Source organism: Micromonospora coriariae, assembly GCF_900091455.1.
Taxonomy (GTDB): Bacteria; Actinomycetota; Actinomycetes; order Mycobacteriales; family Micromonosporaceae; genus Micromonospora; species Micromonospora coriariae.
The window spans coordinates 304,578-322,392 of the sequence record NZ_LT607412.1 but is presented as its reverse complement, the minus strand read 5'-3'; the positions used below and the strand labels follow the sequence as shown (position 1 = coordinate 322,392).

10 protein-coding genes and 3 rRNA genes are annotated in these 17,815 nt (G+C 69.1%); 11 read left to right on the top strand and 2 right to left on the bottom strand.

The window, feature by feature from the left end:
* Positions 1–399: 399 nt before the first annotated feature.
* The 3 genes from GA0070607_RS01440 to rrf all read left to right on the top strand — a co-directional run bounded on the left by GA0070607_RS01440 (position 400) and on the right by rrf (position 5,602).
* Positions 400–1,916: ribosomal RNA gene (locus GA0070607_RS01440) — 16S ribosomal RNA — on the top strand.
* Between the two features lie 375 nt (positions 1,917–2,291).
* Positions 2,292–5,400: ribosomal RNA gene (locus tag GA0070607_RS01435) — 23S ribosomal RNA — on the top strand.
* Positions 5,401–5,485: 85 nt separating this feature from the next.
* Positions 5,486–5,602, top strand: a 5S ribosomal RNA gene (gene rrf / locus GA0070607_RS01430).
* The 16S, 23S and 5S rRNA genes sit together here, the layout of an rRNA operon.
* A gap of 90 nt (positions 5,603–5,692) precedes the next feature.
* On the opposite strand, the gene GA0070607_RS32225 is transcribed toward rrf, so the two are convergent.
* Positions 5,693–7,591 (bottom strand): hypothetical protein, encoded by a 1,899-nt coding sequence (locus GA0070607_RS32225; protein ID WP_157743059.1) that lies wholly within the window; start codon positions 7,589–7,591, stop codon positions 5,693–5,695.
* Between GA0070607_RS32225 and GA0070607_RS01415 the strand changes: the two genes are divergently transcribed.
* Both GA0070607_RS01415 and GA0070607_RS01410 read left to right on the top strand, forming a co-directional pair.
* On the top strand, positions 7,547–8,587 hold the full coding sequence (locus GA0070607_RS01415; RefSeq protein WP_408630937.1) for a tetratricopeptide repeat protein: 1,041 nt from the start codon (positions 7,547–7,549) through the stop codon (positions 8,585–8,587). The genes GA0070607_RS32225 and GA0070607_RS01415 overlap by 45 nt on opposite strands.
* Entirely contained in the window at positions 8,584–9,609 is a 1,026-nt protein-coding gene (locus tag GA0070607_RS01410) for an HAD-IIA family hydrolase (protein ID WP_089016532.1), read from the top strand. The genes GA0070607_RS01415 and GA0070607_RS01410 overlap by 4 nt, the downstream gene beginning before the upstream one ends.
* 33 nt (positions 9,610–9,642) lie before the next feature.
* On the opposite strand, the gene GA0070607_RS01405 is transcribed toward GA0070607_RS01410, so the two are convergent.
* Positions 9,643–9,981 carry an SCP2 sterol-binding domain-containing protein gene (locus GA0070607_RS01405; protein ID WP_089016531.1) on the bottom strand — a complete coding sequence of 113 codons (339 nt, stop codon included), beginning with the start codon at positions 9,979–9,981 and terminating at the stop codon, positions 9,643–9,645.
* A gap of 111 nt (positions 9,982–10,092) precedes the next feature.
* On the opposite strand from GA0070607_RS01405, the gene GA0070607_RS01400 reads away from it, so the two are divergent.
* From GA0070607_RS01400 to GA0070607_RS01375, 6 genes are all read left to right on the top strand, one after another.
* Entirely contained in the window at positions 10,093–10,722 is a 630-nt protein-coding gene (locus tag GA0070607_RS01400) for a phasin family protein (protein ID WP_089016530.1), read from the top strand.
* Between the two features lie 28 nt (positions 10,723–10,750).
* Entirely contained in the window at positions 10,751–11,023 is a 273-nt protein-coding gene (locus GA0070607_RS01395; protein ID WP_089021578.1) for a hypothetical protein, read from the top strand.
* A gap of 38 nt (positions 11,024–11,061) precedes the next feature.
* Positions 11,062–11,922 carry a TlyA family RNA methyltransferase gene (locus GA0070607_RS01390; protein ID WP_089016529.1) on the top strand — a complete coding sequence of 287 codons (861 nt, stop codon included), beginning with the start codon at positions 11,062–11,064 and terminating at the stop codon, positions 11,920–11,922.
* 97 nt (positions 11,923–12,019) lie between these two features.
* Positions 12,020–12,904, top strand: a complete 885-nt coding sequence (locus tag GA0070607_RS01385) for an NAD kinase (protein ID WP_089021577.1) — start codon at positions 12,020–12,022, stop codon at positions 12,902–12,904.
* Between the two features lie 247 nt (positions 12,905–13,151).
* On the top strand, positions 13,152–13,766 hold the full coding sequence (locus tag GA0070607_RS01380; RefSeq protein WP_197701226.1) for a GNAT family N-acetyltransferase: 615 nt from the start codon (positions 13,152–13,154) through the stop codon (positions 13,764–13,766).
* Positions 13,767–14,056: 290 nt separating this feature from the next.
* On the top strand, positions 14,057–17,779 hold the full coding sequence (locus tag GA0070607_RS01375; protein ID WP_089016527.1) for a S8 family serine peptidase: 3,723 nt from the start codon (positions 14,057–14,059) through the stop codon (positions 17,777–17,779).
* The last annotated feature ends 36 nt before the right edge of the window (positions 17,780–17,815 follow it).

Sequence of the window (17,815 nt, the reverse complement as noted above, 5' to 3'; positions counted from 1 at the left end):
CGGCAGGGCACCGGGCGAGTTCGCGGGAAACCGCGGCGGCCGGCCTGCCAAATCCGTGACGAGAGCGGCGCAAGCCGGTCGAGACATGGTGCCCGCATTACGGGGTGACGCACGACGGGCCGCGAAAACAGCGGTTTGACACGGCGGAAACCGGCGGGTAACGTAGTAAAAGTGCCTGGCGCTGAAAGCGCCGGCAAACATGAACGAAAAGCCCCGAGATGGGGTCCCACGAGTGGGGCTTTTGATCGGTGTGTGGTTGTTCTTTGAGAACTCAACAGGGTGCTTGAAAAGCCAGTGCCAATTATGATTTATACCCCGGACTGGTGATCCTTTTGGATTGCTGGTTGGGATTCCTTTGGCAACATTTGTTTGTTGTCAGGATGCTGTTCAACTAATTTTTTGTTGGAGAGTTTGATCCTGGCTCAGGACGAACGCTGGCGGCGTGCTTAACACATGCAAGTCGAGCGGAAAGGCCCTTCGGGGTACTCGAGCGGCGAACGGGTGAGTAACACGTGAGCAACCTGCCCCAAGCTTTGGGATAACCCCGGGAAACCGGGGCTAATACCGAATATTACCTGGCCTCGCATGAGGTTGGGTGGAAAGTTTTTCGGCTTGGGATGGGCTCGCGGCCTATCAGCTTGTTGGTGGGGTGATGGCCTACCAAGGCGACGACGGGTAGCCGGCCTGAGAGGGCGACCGGCCACACTGGGACTGAGACACGGCCCAGACTCCTACGGGAGGCAGCAGTGGGGAATATTGCACAATGGGCGGAAGCCTGATGCAGCGACGCCGCGTGAGGGATGACGGCCTTCGGGTTGTAAACCTCTTTCAGCAGGGACGAAGCGAAAGTGACGGTACCTGCAGAAGAAGCACCGGCCAACTACGTGCCAGCAGCCGCGGTAAGACGTAGGGTGCGAGCGTTGTCCGGATTTATTGGGCGTAAAGAGCTCGTAGGCGGCTTGTCGCGTCGACTGTGAAAACCCGCAGCTCAACTGCGGGCCTGCAGTCGATACGGGCAGGCTAGAGTTCGGTAGGGGAGACTGGAATTCCTGGTGTAGCGGTGAAATGCGCAGATATCAGGAGGAACACCGATGGCGAAGGCAGGTCTCTGGGCCGATACTGACGCTGAGGAGCGAAAGCGTGGGGAGCGAACAGGATTAGATACCCTGGTAGTCCACGCTGTAAACGTTGGGCGCTAGGTGTGGGGGGCCTCTCCGGTTCCCTGTGCCGCAGCTAACGCATTAAGCGCCCCGCCTGGGGAGTACGGCCGCAAGGCTAAAACTCAAAGGAATTGACGGGGGCCCGCACAAGCGGCGGAGCATGCGGATTAATTCGATGCAACGCGAAGAACCTTACCTGGGTTTGACATGGCCGCAAAACTCGCAGAGATGTGAGGTCCTTCGGGGGCGGTCACAGGTGGTGCATGGCTGTCGTCAGCTCGTGTCGTGAGATGTTGGGTTAAGTCCCGCAACGAGCGCAACCCTCGTTCGATGTTGCCAGCGCGTTATGGCGGGGACTCATCGAAGACTGCCGGGGTCAACTCGGAGGAAGGTGGGGATGACGTCAAGTCATCATGCCCCTTATGTCCAGGGCTTCACGCATGCTACAATGGCCGGTACAATGGGCTGCGATACCGTGAGGTGGAGCGAATCCCAAAAAGCCGGTCTCAGTTCGGATCGGGGTCTGCAACTCGACCCCGTGAAGTCGGAGTCGCTAGTAATCGCAGATCAGCAACGCTGCGGTGAATACGTTCCCGGGCCTTGTACACACCGCCCGTCACGTCACGAAAGTCGGCAACACCCGAAGCCGGTGGCCCAACCCCTTGTGGGAGGGAGCCGTCGAAGGTGGGGCTGGCGATTGGGACGAAGTCGTAACAAGGTAGCCGTACCGGAAGGTGCGGCTGGATCACCTCCTTTCTAAGGAGCACCATCCGGTGAAAGCCGGTATGGAGCCCGCGCTGCCCGACTGTGGTGGCGGGGTGCTCAGATGGCGGAGACACTGGTGAGTTTTCTGCCGGCAACGGCCGGGACTGCTTAGTACAGCCACCTTCGGGTGGTGGGAACGGTGGGTTCTGGTGCGGCTGGGGGATGGCGTAGAGCACCCTGTTGGGTCCTGAAAGAACAACCATTGGTTGTCTCTTTCGGAGAGCCTGAAGCGAAACGTGTGTTTCGTGGGCTGCCAGGCATGGCCTGGTCTCGCATACCGATCACTGTGGTGGTGCTGGTGTGGGGCTGTGGGGTTGTGGGTTGGTCGTTTGTTGAGAATTGCACAGTGGACGCGAGCATCTTTGTGGTCAAGTTGTCAAGGGCGAACGGTGAATGCCTTGGCACCAGGAGCCGATGAAGGACGTGGGAGGCCGCGATAGGCCTGGGGGAGCTGTCAACCAAGCTGTGATCCCAGGGTGTCCGAATGGGGAAACCTGGCACCAGTCATGTGGTGTCACCCACACCTGAACACATAGGGTGTGTGGAGGGAACGCGGGGAAGTGAAACATCTCAGTACCCGTAGGAAGAGAAAACAATTTAGTGATTCCGTGAGTAGTGGCGAGCGAAAGCGGATTGAGGCTAAACCGGCTGCGTGTGATACCTGTCAGGGGTTGCGTGGTCGGGGTTGTGGGACCCTGCTGAACAAGCTGACACTTGTTCGAGAAGTTACAAAGTCAGTGGCTAGTCGAACAGTCTGGAATGGCTGACCGTAGACGGTGAAAGTCCGGTAGGTGAAAGTTGCTGACCTTCTGTGGGTGTTCCCGAGTAGCGGCGGACCCCTGAAATCTGCCGTGAATCTGCCAGGACCACCTGGTAAGCCTAAATACTTCCTGGTGACCGATAGCGGACGAGTACCGTGAGGGAATGGTGAAAAGTACCCCGGGAGGGGAGTGAAATAGTACCTGAAACCGTTCGCCTACAATCCGTCGGAGCCTTGCGGGGTGACGGCGTGCCTTTTGAAGAATGAGCCTGCGAGTTAGTGGCATGTGGCGAGGTTAACCCGTGTGGGGGAGCCGTAGCGAAAGCGAGTCTGAATAGGGCGATTCAGTCGCGTGTCCTAGACCCGAAGCGGAGTGATCTAGCCATGGGCAGGCTGAAGCGCGGGTAAGACCGCGTGGAGGGCCGAACCCACCAATGTTGAAAAATTGGGGGATGACCTGTGGTTAGGGGTGAAAGGCCAATCAAACTCCGTGATAGCTGGTTCTCCCCGAAATGCATTTAGGTGCAGCGTCGCGTGTTTCTTGCCGGAGGTAGAGCACTGGATGGTCTAGGGGGCCCACAAGCTTACCGAAATCAGCCAAACTCCGAATGCCGGTAAGTGAGAGCGCGGCAGTGAGACTGCGGGGGATAAGCTTCGTAGTCGAGAGGGAAACAGCCCAGATCACCAGCTAAGGCCCCTAAGCGTGTGCTAAGTGGAAAAGGATGTGGGGTCGCATAGACAACCAGGAGGTTGGCTTAGAAGCAGCCACCCTTTAAAGAGTGCGTAATAGCTCACTGGTCAAGTGGTTCCGCGCCGACAATGTAGCGGGGCTCAAGCACACCGCCGAAGCTGTGGCATTCACATTTTAACCTCGCTTGGACTTGATTCCTTGTGCAGGTGTGTGGATGGGTAGGGGAGCGTCGTGCCGCGAGTGAAGCAGCGGGGTGACCCAGTTGTGGACGCGGCACGAGTGAGAATGCAGGCATGAGTAGCGAAAGAAGGGTGAGAAACCCTTCCGCCGGATGACCAAGGGTTCCAGGGCCAGGCTAATCCGCCCTGGGTGAGTCGGGACCTAAGGCGAGGCCGAGAGGCGTAGTCGATGGACAACGGGTTGATATTCCCGTACCCGCGAAAGAGCGTCCCTGATGAACCTCGTTGTGCTAACCACCCGAGCTGCCTGATGTCTTCGGACGGATGGTGGTGAGCGTGGGAACCTGATGGGTAGTAGTCAAGCGATGGGGTGACGCAGGAAGGTAGCTGAGCCCGGCCGGTGGTTGTGCCGGGGTAAGCGTGTAGGCCGTGGTGTAGGCAAATCCGCACCACATGAAGGCTGAGACGTGATGCCGAGCCGATTCAGGTGAAGTCAGTGATCCTATGCTGCCGAGAAAAGCCTCTAGCGAGTTCTTAGCGGCCCGTACCCCAAACCGACACAGGTGGTCAGGTAGAGAATACCGAGGCGATCGGGCGAACTGTGGTTAAGGAACTCGGCAAATTGCCCCCGTAACTTAGGGAGAAGGGGGGCCGGAGACGTGAAGCCCCGCGCGGGTGGAGCGTTGTATGGCCGCAGAGAGCAGGGGGAAGCGACTGTTTACTAAAAACACAGGTCCATGCGAAGAAGTAATTCGATGTATATGGACTGACGCCTGCCCGGTGCTGGAACGTTAAGGGGACCTGTTAGCTCTTCGGGGCGAAGCGGAGAACTTAAGCGCCAGTAAACGGCGGTGGTAACTATAACCATCCTAAGGTAGCGAAATTCCTTGTCGGGTAAGTTCCGACCTGCACGAATGGCGTAACGACTTCCCCACTGTCTCAACCACAGGCCCGGCGAAATTGCAGTACGAGTAAAGATGCTCGTTACGCGCGGCAGGACGGAAAGACCCCGGGACCTTTACTATAGCTTGACATTGGTACTCGAATTAGCTTGTGTAGGATAGGTGGGAGCCGGTGAAGTCCATACGCCAGTATGGGTGGAGGCAATCTTGAAATACCACTCTGGTTGATTTGGGTATCTAACTTCGGACCGTTATCCGGTTCAGGGACAGTGTCTGGTGGGTAGTTTAACTGGGGCGGTTGCCTCCTAAAAGGTAACGGAGGCGCCCAAAGGTTCCCTCAGCCTGGTTGGCAATCAGGTGTTGAGTGCAAGTACACAAGGGAGCTTGACTGTGAGACTGACAGGTCGAGCAGGGACGAAAGTCGGGACTAGTGATCCGGCACTTGCGAGTGGAAGCGGTGTCGCTCAACGGATAAAAGGTACCCCGGGGATAACAGGCTGATCTTCCCCAAGAGTCCATATCGACGGGATGGTTTGGCACCTCGATGTCGGCTCGTCGCATCCTGGGGCTGTAGCAGGTCCCAAGGGTTGGGCTGTTCGCCCATTAAAGCGGTACGCGAGCTGGGTTTAGAACGTCGTGAGACAGTTCGGTCCCTATCCGCCGTGCGCGTAGGATACTTGAGAAGGGCTGTCCCTAGTACGAGAGGACCGGGACGGACGAACCTCTGGTGTGCCAGTTGTCCCGCCAGGGGCACGGCTGGTTAGCTACGTTCGGAAGGGATAACCGCTGAAAGCATCTAAGCGGGAAGCCTGCTTCAAGATGAGGTATCCCACCCACTTTGTGGGGTAAGGCCCCCAGCTAGACGACTGGGTTGATAGGCCGGAAATGTAAGCCCGGTAACGGGTTCAGTTGACCGGTACTAATAGGCCGAGGACTTGACTACTAAGCTGCTACGCGTCCACTGTGCAACTCTCGATGAACGAACAACAGACCCGTGGTGTGGGTGTTGTTTGATATGTCGATAGAGTTACGGCGGTCATGGCGGAGGGGAAACGCCCGGTCACATTCCGAACCCGGAAGCTAAGCCCTCCAGCGCCGATGGTACTGCACTCGTGAGGGTGTGGGAGAGTAGGACGCCGCCGGACAATCTTCCAGTCGAGGGCCGCCCCATCCGGGTCGGCCCTCGACTGCGTAGCGCCATTGGTGGCGCAATGAGGAAGGATGTACCTGTGAGTTCAGGACCGCAGGGCGGAGACCGTCCCCGTCGTTACGAAGACCGTACTGACGGCCAGGGCGGCCGCGACCGCGGCCCGCGCCGCGACGACCGTCCCCCGTACCGGGGAGACCGTGACAACGCCGGCGGCGCCCGAGGCGGATACGCCGGCGGCCGTGACGCCGGCTCCCGTGGTGGTGACCGGGACGGTTCGCGGTCCAGCGCTCCGCATGAGGGTGGCTTCCGCGGTGGTGACCGTCGTGAGGGCGGTGCTCCCCGTGAGGGTGGTTTCCGCGGCGGCGACCGCCGTGAGGGTGGCTACCGCGGCGGCGACCGCCGTGAGGGTGGTTTCCGTGGCGGCGACCGCGACGCTTCGCGGTCCAGCGCTCCGCGTGAGGGTGGCTACCGCGGTGGTGACCGTCGTGAGGGCGGTGCTCCCCGTGAGGGTGGCTTCCGCGGCGGAGACCGCCGTGAGGGTGGTTTCCGTGGTGGCGACCGCGAGGGTTCGCGGTCCAGCGCTCCCCGCGAGGGTGGTTTCCGCGGCGGCGACCGCGACGGTTCGCGCTCGAGTGGCCCCCGTGAGGGCGGCTACCGCGGCGGCGACCGCCGTGAGGGTGGTTTCCGGGGCGGCGACCGCGACGGTTCGCGCTCGGGTGCTCCCCGTGAGGGCGGCTTCCGTGGCGGTGACCGCGAGAGCGGCGGTTTCCGTGGTGGCGAGCGCCGTGAGGGCGGCTACCAGGGCGGCGACCGCGGCCGCTCCGGCCCGTCCCGTGAGGGCGGCTTCCGCGGCGGTGACCGCGAGGGCGGCGGTTTCCGTGGTGGCGAGCGCCGTGAGGGCGGGTACCGCGGTGGCGACCGCGACGGTGGTTTCCGCGGTGGTGACCGTCGTGAGGGCGGCGCGCCCCGTGAGGGCGGTTTCCGCGGCGGCTCGCGTCCGGGTGCGCCTCGTGAGGGCGGCTACCGCGGTGGCGACCGCGACGGTGGTTTCCGCGGTGGTGACCGTCGCGAGGGTGGCGCGCCCCGTGAGGGCGGCTTCCGTGGTGGCGAGCGTCGCGAGGGCGGCGGCTTCCGCGGTGGTGACCGCGAGGGTGGTTTCCGTGGCGGTGACCGTCGTGAGGGTGGCGCGCCCCGCGAGGGCGGTTTCCGGGGCGGCGAGCGTCGTGAGGGTGGCGCGCCCCGTGAGGGCGGTTTCCGTGGTGGCGAGCGTCGCGAGGGCGGCGGCTTCCGCGGTGGTGACCGCGAGGGTGGTTTCCGTGGCGGTGACCGTCGTGAGGGTGGCGCGCCCCGCGAGGGTGGCTTCCGTGGCGGCGAGCGTCCGGGCGGCGGCTTCCGGGGCGGTGACCGCGAGGGCGGCTTCCGTGGTGGTGACCGTCGCGAGGGTGGCGCACCCCGTGAGGGTGGTTTCCGTGGCGGCGACCGCCGTGAGGGTGGCGCGCCCCGCGAAGGCGGTTTCCGTGGCGGCGACCGCCGTGAAGGTGGTTTCCGCGGTGGTGACCGTCGCGAGGGCGGTGCTCCCCGCGAGGGCGGTTTCCGCGGTGGTGACCGTCGTGAGGGTGGCGCGCCCCGTGAGGGCGGCTTCCGTGGTGGTGACCGTCGTGAAGGCGGCGGCTTCCGCGGTGGCGACCGCGATGCGTCCCGGCCGAGCGCCACGCGTGAGGGCGGCGGCTTCCGGGGCGGTGACCGCCGTGAAGGCGGCTACCGGGGCGGTGACCGCGAGGGCGGCTTCCGGGCCGACGAGCGGCCGCGTCGCGAGGGGGAGTTCCGCCGCGACGACCGTGCTGCGGGCGCCGGTTCCTCCGAGGGCGGGCGCAGCCAGGCCCCGGCGTTGCCGGACGACATCCTCGCGACCGATCTGGACAAGGACGTTCGCGCCGAGCTGCTCTCGCTGAACAAGCCGGTCGCCGAGACGGTGGCGCGGCACCTGGTCGCCACCGGCCAGCTGATCGACGAGGATCCGACCGAGGCGCTGGCGCACGCGCTGGCCGCACGGCGGCTCGCGTCGCGCATCTCCGCCGTCCGTGAGGCGGTCGGCCTGGCCGCGTACCACGCGGGGGAGTGGCAGACGGCGATCGCCGAGCTGCGCACGTACCACCGGATGAGCGGACTGCAGAGCCACCTGGCCGTGCTCGCGGACTGTGAGCGCGCCCTGGGGCGGCCGGAGCGGGCCATCGACCTGTTCCGCGGCGCCGACCGGGAGAAGCTGGACCAGGCCGTGGCGATCGAGCTGCTGATCGTTGCCGCCGGCGCCCGGGGCGACCTCGGGCAGAAGGACGCCGCCGTGGCGATGCTCCAGGTCCCGGACCTCACGAGCGAGGCCACCGTGCCGTGGACGGCCAGGCTGCGTTACGCGTACGCCGACGCGCTGCTCGCGGTGGGTCGGCGGGAGGAGGCCCGCGAGTGGTTCTCCCGCGCCGCTGACGTGGACACCGAGGGCGAGACCGACGCCGCGGAGCGGCTGCTGGAACTCGACGGCGTGCTCATCGAGGGCGACGACGAGGACGAGGCGGCCGAGGAGATCGCCGCTGGTCCGGGTACTCCCGGCGCGGTGCCGGCCCGACCGGACACCGAGCTCACCGCCGGTGACGACGAGGACGACGACCTCGAAGACGACGACGAGGACGACGACCTCGACGACGACGACGACGACGACGAGGACGACGACCTCGACGACGACGAGGACGACGACGAGGACGACGAAGAAGAAGACGACGACGAGGACTTCGACGACGAGGAGGACGGCGCTGCCGGCCGCTCCGGCGACGAGGACCTCGACGGCGAGGACGAGGACCGTCACCCGGACGAGAGCGGGCACGTCGAGGCGGACGCGGCAGCGGCTGGCGACGGCGACGGCGACGCGGTGAACACCGACGGCAACGCTTCGGACCGGGGTGACGAGTCGGGGTCGACGCAGCGGTGAGCGCGGATGCCGGGGGACGGCTGATCGACGGGTACACCCTGGTCGTCTTCGACCTGGACGGGGTGATCTACCTGATCGACCGGCCGATCCCCGGCGCCGTCGAGGCGGTGGCCCGGCTGCACGCCGAGGGGCGGGCGGTGGCGTACGCCACCAACAACGCCTCCCGCCGGTCCAGCCAGGTCGCCGACCTGCTGACCGGGATGGGTGTGCCAGCCCGGCCGGAGGAGGTGCTCACCTCCGCCGCGGCCTCGGCGGAGCTGCTGCGCGACCGGCTGCCCGCCGGCGCGCCGGTGCTCGTGGTCGGCGCGGAGGCGCTGCGCGCCGAGCTGCGCGCTGTCGGGCTGACCCCGGTCTCGCGGGCGGACGAGAAGCCGGCCGCGGTGGTGCAGGGCTACGGTCCGCAGGTCGGCTGGGCCGAGCTGGCTGAGGCGTCGCTCGCGGTGCGGGCCGGTGCGATCTGGATCGCCACCAACACCGACCGGACGTTGCCCAGTGGCCGGGGACCGTTGCCCGGCAACGGCGCGCTGGTCGCCGTGCTGCGTACCGCGTTGGAGCGGGACCCGGATGTGGTGGTCGGCAAGCCGGAGTCGGCGTTGTTCGAGACCGCTGCGCGGCGCAGCGGCGGCGGTCGGGCCCTGGTTGTCGGCGACCGGTTGGACACCGACATCGAGGGCGCGCGCCGGGCGGGGCTGGACAGCCTGCTCGTGCTCACCGGTGTCAGCCGCGTGCCCGAACTGCTGGCCGCCGAGCCGCGGCGCCGTCCCACGTACGTCGGGCAGGACCTGGCGGGGCTCTTCGACCCGGCCGCGGTGGTGCGGGTCCCAGGCCCGGCGGACGCTGGCGGCTGGTCGGTGACGGACCGCGACGGCGCGTTGGAGCTGGCCGGTTCGGGTCGGCCGCTGGACGCGCTGGCCGCGCTCTGCGCGGTGGCCTGGTCGGCTCCGGTGGTGCCGCCGATCCGCTCGGCGGGCCCGGATGCGGCCCGCGCGTTGGAGAGCCTCGGTCTGCCCGCGGGAGGATGATCCGGGTCGCCGGCCGAGCGGCGCCGGCGTTCGTCAGAGCAGCTTGCGCAGCTTCATCAGGTCGAACGGGTTGGCCTTGATCGACACCCGGCGGGAGGTCACCGCGCCGGTGACGTCGAGGTCGCCGCGGACCAGGGCGAGCAGGTCGTCGCTGGATGTGCTCAGCGCGATCTTGGCCTTGGGGTCGTCGCCGTCGGTCAGCTCGATCAGCCGCCCACCGCTGATCCGGCCGTGGAAAGCGGTCTCCAGGTCGGTGATCCGGCAGGCCAGCGTCCGGTCCAGGTCGATCCGTTCGCGCACCGTCTCGGCGTTGCGATCCAGCCGGGCGGCCAGCTCCTGTAATGCCTGCCGGCACTCGTCCACGCTGGCCACATCTCCCCCTCGCTGATCGCCACGCCGTCCTCGGCACCGTACCGCACGGGACAGTGCGGGGTGCCCGGTAGCGTGACACCTGCACACCCCGCCCCGTGGAAGGATTCAGGCATGCAGGACGCGTGGCGCGCCTACCTCGAACTGGCCATGGGCCTGGCGGAGGCGCCCCGGAAGAAGGCCCAAGACGTGGCGCGTCGCCTCGTCGGTTCCGGCGGCGCGACCGCCGCCCAACTCCAGGCACTCGGCGAGGAACTGGTCACCACCGGCGCCGCCAACCGGGAGGCGCTGACCAAGCTGGTCCGTTTCGAGGTCGACCGGGCCCTCGGCGCGGTCGGTTTGGCGACCGCGGACGAGGTGGCCGAACTGACCCGACGGGTGCGCGACCTGGAGCGGCAGTTGCGCGAGGCGCGGACCGCCGAGCCGTCCAGCGCGCCGCCGGCCGGTCCCACCGCACAGCCTGCCCCGACCCCCGCCGCGCAGCCCGACGCCGGTCTGGTGCCGTCGGACGGCGAGGCGGGTGCCCCGGTCTCCGCGCCGGTGGCCAAGAAGGCCGTCGCGAAGAAGGCCGTCGCGAAGAAGGCCGTCGCGAAGAAGGCCGTGGCCAAGAAGGCGGTCGTCAAGAAGGCCATTGCGAAGAAGCCACCGGCGACGATCAGCCGGACCGCCGACGAGGCCCCGACCCCGTCGGACATGCCGGCCAAGAAGGCGGTCGGTGAACAGCGGCCGGACGGCACCCGGTGAGCGCCGCGCCGACCGACCGGAGCCCTCGGTGACCGGCGACGTGCGCCCGGGCCCGCCGCCCGGCGCGCGTCCGGGCCCGGCGCCGGGCATCCGGCCCGGTCCGCCCGCCAGCGGGTCGTTCGCCGCCCGGCCGGGTCCGCCGCCGGAGCTGGGGGACGACGAGGCGCGGCACCCGGCCGTCGACGCCGCCGTGCAGGCCATGGCCAACGCGGCGACGCTCGCCCCGGCGGACCAGATCGCGCAGTACGAGGCGGCCTACGAGACGCTGCGGGAAACCCTCGCCACCATCGACCAGACCTGAGCGGGACGACCAGGCCTGAGCAGACCGGAGAACCATCCATGGCACGTCGCAACCGGCTGGACGCCGAACTCGTCCGTCGCGGTCTGGCCCGCTCCCGTGAGCAGGCCGCCGCGCTGGTGGAGGCCGGCCGCGTCCAGCTGCGGGGGGTGCCCGCGCGTAAGGCCGCCGCGATGGTCGACCCCGCTGACCCGCTGCTGGTCACCGGCGCCGACCCGAGCGAGGAGTACGTCTCCCGGGGCGGGCACAAGCTCGCCGGCGCGTTGGCCGGTTTCGGTCCCGCCGGGCTGACCGTCGCCGGTCGGCGCTGCCTGGACGCCGGCGCGTCGACCGGCGGCTTCACCGACGTGCTGCTGCGCGCCGGTGCCGTCGAGGTGGTGGCCGTGGACGTCGGCTACGGGCAGCTCGCCTGGTCGCTGCGCACCGACGAGCGGGTCCGGGTCCTGGAGCGCACCAACGTCCGTACGCTCGACCCTGAGGTGATCGGCGGGCCGGTCGATCTGACGGTGGCGGACCTGTCGTTCATCTCGCTGCGGTTGGTGTTGCCTGCGCTGGCCGGCTGCACCCGGGACGACGGCGACCTGGCGTTGATGGTCAAGCCGCAGTTCGAGGTGGGCAAGGACCGGGTCGGTGCCGGTGGTGTGGTCCGCGAGCCGGCGCTGCGGGCCGAGGCGGTGCTCGACGTGGCCGCGGCGGCGGCGCGGCTCGGCTTCGGGCTGGCCGACGTGGCGGCCAGTCCGCTGCCCGGGCCGAGCGGCAACGTGGAGTTCTTCGTATGGTTGCGCCGGGGCGCACCGCCGGCCGACCCGCAGCGGGTGCGGGCCGTGGTGGCGGCCGGGCCGGACGGCCCGACGACGACCGGCGAGGTGCCGGACGCGGCGGCGGAGGAGGTCGCAGGATGAATGCGTGCAGCGAGCGTTCCGGGACGGCGCGCGGGCGCACCGGGGCGGCGACGGTGACGGTTGGGCGTCGTCCCGTCATGGACGGGCGGCCGCCGCGATGAGCCGGACCGCGCTGCTGGTGACCCACACCGGCCGTCGGCGCAGCACCGAGCATGCCCGCGCGGTCGCCGCCGATCTCATCGCCGCGGGTTTCGAGGTCCGGGTGATCGCCGAGGAGGCCGACGACCTGGACCTGCCGGGCGTGGTGCCGGTCGCCGGCCCGGAGGCCGCCGAGGGCGCCGAGATCGTCTTCGCGCTCGGTGGGGACGGCACGTTCCTGCGCGCGGCCGAGCTGGCCCGACCGGCGAAGGCGCCGCTGCTCGGCATCAATCTCGGCAAGGTGGGCTTCCTGGCCGAGGCCGAGATCAACGACCTGGACACGGCGGTGCGTGACGTCGTCGGGCGTAACTACACCGTGGACGAGCGGCTCACCCTGGACGTCACGGCCGAGTTCGACGGTGGCCCGACCATCGAGTCCTGGGCGCTGAACGAGATCAGCGTCGAGAAGGGCGAGCGGGCGCAGATGCTCGAACTGCTCGTCGACGTGGACGGTCGGCCGCTGTCCCGGTACGGGTGCGACGGGGTGGTCTGCGCCACCCCCACCGGCTCCACCGCGTACGCGTTCTCCGGCGGCGGACCGGTGGTCTGGCCGGAGGTGGAGGCGCTGCTGCTGGTGCCGATCAGCGCCCACGCGTTGTTCAGCCGCCCGCTGGTCACCGCCCCGACGTCCACGTTCATGATCACCGTCGACCCGTTCACCACCCTCGCCGTGCTCTGCTGCGACGGGCGACGGGTCTACGACCTGCCGCCCGGCGCCCGGGTCACGGTGCGGCGGGGCGCGCTGCCGGTGCGTATCGTCCGGCTGCGGGCCCGCCCGTTCACCGACCGGTTGGTCGCCAAGTTCGGGTTGCCCGTGCACGGTTGGCGGGGCTCTCGCCGTTGACCCGCGGGCCGGCACGGCATCGCCTCGTCAGGGCGACGGGATCCCGGATGTCCGGCGGAAGCCGGCTCAACGACGTTGACGGGGCTGCCAGTTACTCACGGACGTAATTTGTCACGGCCGCCGATGAGGTGACTCGTTCGGGTGTTCTGTGGGACTGCGTCGAATCCGGTCGGCCAGGCGGCGGTGAAAGCAGGTCAGAAGTCACGGCGGTTGGCCAACTCGCCGGCGTCGTGAAGAATCGGGCATCGTGGCAAATGATCTTCGAGACGACTTGGCAGTCTCCCTTGAGTGGCCCGTTCGTGCCGATGAGCAGCTCCGAAGCGAGTGCCACCGCGTGATCGCGGCTGTGGTCGAGCAGGCCGGGGCAATCGGGTGGTTGGAGGTGCCGTCCCGCGGAAAGACGGACGCATGGCTGGAAGGCGTCTTCCAGACCGTAGGTGCGGGACGCGGTGGCCTCGTCGTGGCCCGGGTCGAGGCACGCGTCGAGGCACTCGGGGTATGGCTTGCCGGCCCTCCCGGGCCCGTCGGTCACGTCGCCGAACTGACCAAGGTGATGGCTCATCCCGGCGCACGTGGTCTCGGGTTGGGCAAGAGGGTTGTCTCTGCCCTGGTGGGGGCCTGCACGACCGCCGGTATCGAGGTGATCACCTTGGGGGTGCGCGGAAACAATCATGGTGCGATCTCGCTCTACGAAGCCTGCGGCTTTCGAACGTGGGGTGTCCTGCCGAACGCCGTCGCAGTCGATGATCTTCGTTTCGACGATGTGCGCATGTTTCTGCCACTGCCCCTGCGTACGGGTGTTCGCGTCCGCGGGTCGGTAGCGGGCGGGCCGGGAGGCTCCGCTCGACGCAGAGCGACATGAAAGAGAGTTGGCCACCCAGCCCTGGGAGCCCGTTCAGCGGCCAACCAAGCGACTACGCACGCGCTGCGCCACCACCCGACGAGCCCGAGGCCACCTCGACCCGCGCCAACTTCGTAAAGCTCGGAAACCAGCCGGACATCAGGCGGCCCCGGGCCGGCCGCCCGATGTCCACCTGGCGACATGTCGCTGGTGCGGCGCACCGCAGCTAGTGACCACCCGACGCGCTCCGTCGCAGACTCCGATCGGTCGATCTCCCGAGACCGGCCCCCTGGAGTAGAGGAGCGCATCGCATGCACTGGCCCCCACGCTGGCTGACCGCCGGCGCGGTCGGCGCGTTGGTCGTCGGGCTCGCCGCACCGGCGTCCGCCGACCCGCCCGCCCGGCCCACCGGCCCGAACCCGGGTCCGACCGTCCCGGGTACCGCGCCCGTCCACATCACCCTCATCACCGGCGACCAGGTCGACCTGGTTCAGGCGGCGCCCGGCCGGCTGGCCGCCACGGTCCGCCCCGGCCCCGGCCGCGAACGGATCACCTTCCACACCGTGGAGGCCGACGGCGGGCTGCGGGTGCTGCCCAGCGACGTCGTGCCGTACCTCTCCGCGGGTGTGCTCGATGCGAACCTGTTCGACGTGCAGGAGTTGGCCGCCGACGGGTACGGCGACGCCGCGCAGGGCGCGCTGCCGCTGATCGTGCGCTACCAGGAGCCGGCCGCCGGCCGGGTCCGGCCGCTCGCCGGCGTCACCGACGCCCGGCCGCTGGAGAGCATCAACGGCGCGGCGCTGCGGGTCGGCAAGGGCGACCTCGGTGGCCTGTGGACGACGCTGCGCGGCACCCCGCAGGCCCGTACCGCCGGTGCGCAGGCCCGGCTCGGCGCCGGGGTCGCCCGGATCTGGCTGGACGGGAAGGTCCGCCCGGCGCTGGAGCACAGCGTGCCGCAGATCGGCGCCCCGGCGGCCTGGGCGGCCGGCCGGGACGGCAACGGCGTGAAGGTGGCCGTGCTGGACACCGGCGTCGACGCCACGCACCCCGACCTGGCCGGGCGGATCGCCGAGGCGCAGGACTTCTCCGGCAGCGGCAGCGCCAACGACGGGCACGGCCACGGCACCCACGTGGCGGCCACCATCGCCGGCAGCGGCGCCGCCTCGGCCGGGCTGCGCAAGGGCGTCGCGCCCGGCGCACGGCTGCTGGTCGGCAAGGTGCTCGACGACGCCGGCTCCGGCTACGACTCGTCCATCATCGCGGGCATGGAGTGGGCCGCCCACTCCGGCGCGAAGGTCGTCAGCATGAGCCTCGGCGGCTCCGCCACCGACGGCACCGACCCGATGAGCCAGGCCGTCAACGACCTGACCGCCGAGACCGGGGCGCTCTTCGTGATCGCCGCCGGCAACGAGGGCGCGCCGCGTACCGTCGGCTCGCCGGGCGCGGCCGCGGCGGCGCTCACCGTCGGCGCGGTCGACCGCGACGACAACCTCGCGGACTTCTCCAGCCGCGGCCCCCGGCTCGGCGACAACGGCCTCAAGCCGGAGATCACCGCGCCGGGCGTCGGCATCGTCGCCGCCCGGGCCGCCGGCACCACCATGGGTACGCCGGTGGGGGACGCGTACACGACAGCGTCCGGCACCTCGATGGCCACGCCGCACGTCGCCGGCGCGGCCGCGATCCTCGCCCAGGAACACCCGGACTGGGCGGCCGGGAAGCTCAAGGACGCGCTGGTCAGCACCGCGAAGGGGAACCCGGAGCTGACCGTCTTCGAGCAGGGCGGCGGCCGGGTCGACGTGGCCCGGGCGCTGAGCCAGCGGGTGTACGGCTCGGCCACCGCCGACTTCGGTCGGGTGTCCACCGGCGGCGCGGCGGTCGAGCGGACCGTCACGTACACCAACGGCACGGCGGCCCCGCAGACCCTGCGGCTGGCCCTGGAGCTGCGCAACCTGGACAGCGGCGCGGCCGAGGCCGACGGGGTCACCGTCGGTGGCGGCGAGGTGAGCGTGCCGGCGGGCGGCAGCGTGGCCGTGCCGCTGCGCGCCGACCCGGCGAAGCTGGCCCGCGGCCCGCACGGCGGGTGGCTGGTGGCCACCGGCGCGGACGGCGTCGCGGTGCGTACGGCGGTCGGGCTCACCCTGAGCGGCCCGCAGCACACGGTCACCTTCCGGGTGCTGGACATGCAGGGGCAGCCGGGCATGGCGCCGGTGCTCACCCTCTTCGGCGAGCAGGTTGAGTCGGACTACATCGGCTGGGCCGGCGGTGAGACGCAGGTGCAGGTCGAGGAGGGCCCCTACCTGGTCGAGGCGCTGATCGAGCACGGCGCTCCGCTGGACGAGCAGATCACCCTGGTCACCGACCCGGAGCTGATGGTCACCGGGGACGTCACAGTGGTGCTCGACCCGCGCAAGGGCACCCCGGTGCGGATCGAGACGCCGAAGCCGACCGAGCAGCGGGCCACGATCAGCTTCTACGAGCACCGGGTCTTCGGCAACGGCCGGCAGGTCGACCACGGCGTGATGACCTTCAGCACCATCCAGCAGGTCAACGTCACGCCGACCCGCCAGGTGCGCCAGGGCGAGTTCGAGTTCGCCTCGCGCTGGCAGCTGGTCGCACCGATGGTGGACGCCCGGATCAGCGGCTTCTCCGGTCCGCTGGACATCAACCTGATGGGTTATTCGCCGGCGCCGACCGGTCGGCAGAAGCTGCCGCTGGTCTGGGCCGGCACCGGCACCCCCGCCGACCTGGCCCGGGTGCGCGGCGCCGCGGCACTGCTCAGCGGCAGCCCCGATGTCTCCGAGGAGGAGCAGATCGCGGCGGCCGCGGCGGCCGGTGCGAAGTCGGTGCTCATCGTCCGCCCGGCGGACTGGAGCGCGTGGACCGTCTGGAACCCGGTGGGCGACCGGCTTGCCGTGCCCGCGATGGCGGTGGCGTACGACGACGGGCAGCGGCTGATCGCGGCGGTCCGCAAGGGCCGCGCGACGCTGGACCTGACGCTGACCGTGGACAGCCCCTACCTGTACGACGTGTGGCAGGTCTCCAAGGGCCGGGTGCCGGAGCGGATCGTGCACACGGTCACCGCGAAGAACACCGCCGAGGTGACCGCCAACTACGGTGACGTCGGCGGTTCGGAGTGGGCCACCGAGCAGCGGTTCGGTTGGCGTCCGTGGCAGGAGACCTCCTGGAACGACGACCAGCGGCTGGTGCGTACCGGCACCACCCGGCAGGAGTTCGTCAGCGCCGGTGACAACTGGTGGCAGCACCAGGTCCTGCACAAGATCACCTGGTCCTGGGGTCGGCTGCTCGGCGGGCTCACCCAGCAGCCCCGCCGGTACGGCGCCGACGACCGGGACACCGAGACCTGGCACGCCCCGGTGGTCCGTCCGGCCGTCCCGGCCGGCGGTGGGATGCCGGTGCCGGCTCGCACCGGGGACACGCTGGACCTGCGGGTCGCCGAGTTCGTCGACGCCGACGGGCACTACAGCCCGGCCGGCGGCAGCGAGGAGTCGGACACCGTCGAGGCCCGGCTCAGCCGGGACGGCAAGCAGATCGCCGACCTCTCCGGCGGGTGGGCACCGGTGGCCACCACCGCCGAGTCGGCCCGCTACCGGCTCGACCTGAGCACGCGGCGGTCCTCGGACGAGTGGCGCTACGCCACCCGTACCGAGACGGCCTGGGAGTTCACCTCGGCCCGTCCGGCCGGGGAGAAGGCCCGGCCGCTGCCGCTGTTGCAGGTCGACTACCAGGTCCCGGCCGACCTGCGCGGCCAGGTGCCCGGCGGTCGGACGCACCGGCTGGGGTTGAGCCTGCGACAGCCGGCGGGCGTACCCGCGCCGACCGGCACCAGCCTGCGCGTCGAGGTGTCCTTCGACGGCGGGAAGAACTGGCGCAAGGTGCCGGTGAAGGGCTCCGGCACCCGGTTCACCGCCACCGTGCCAGCCGGCCGGGGAACGGTGTCCCTGCGGGTGCACGGCAGCGACCGGGCCGGTAACACCGTCGAGCAGACCGTGGTCGACGCGTACGGGCTGCGCTGACGCGCGCGGGGCGGGGCGGCCGTGGGCCGTCCCGCC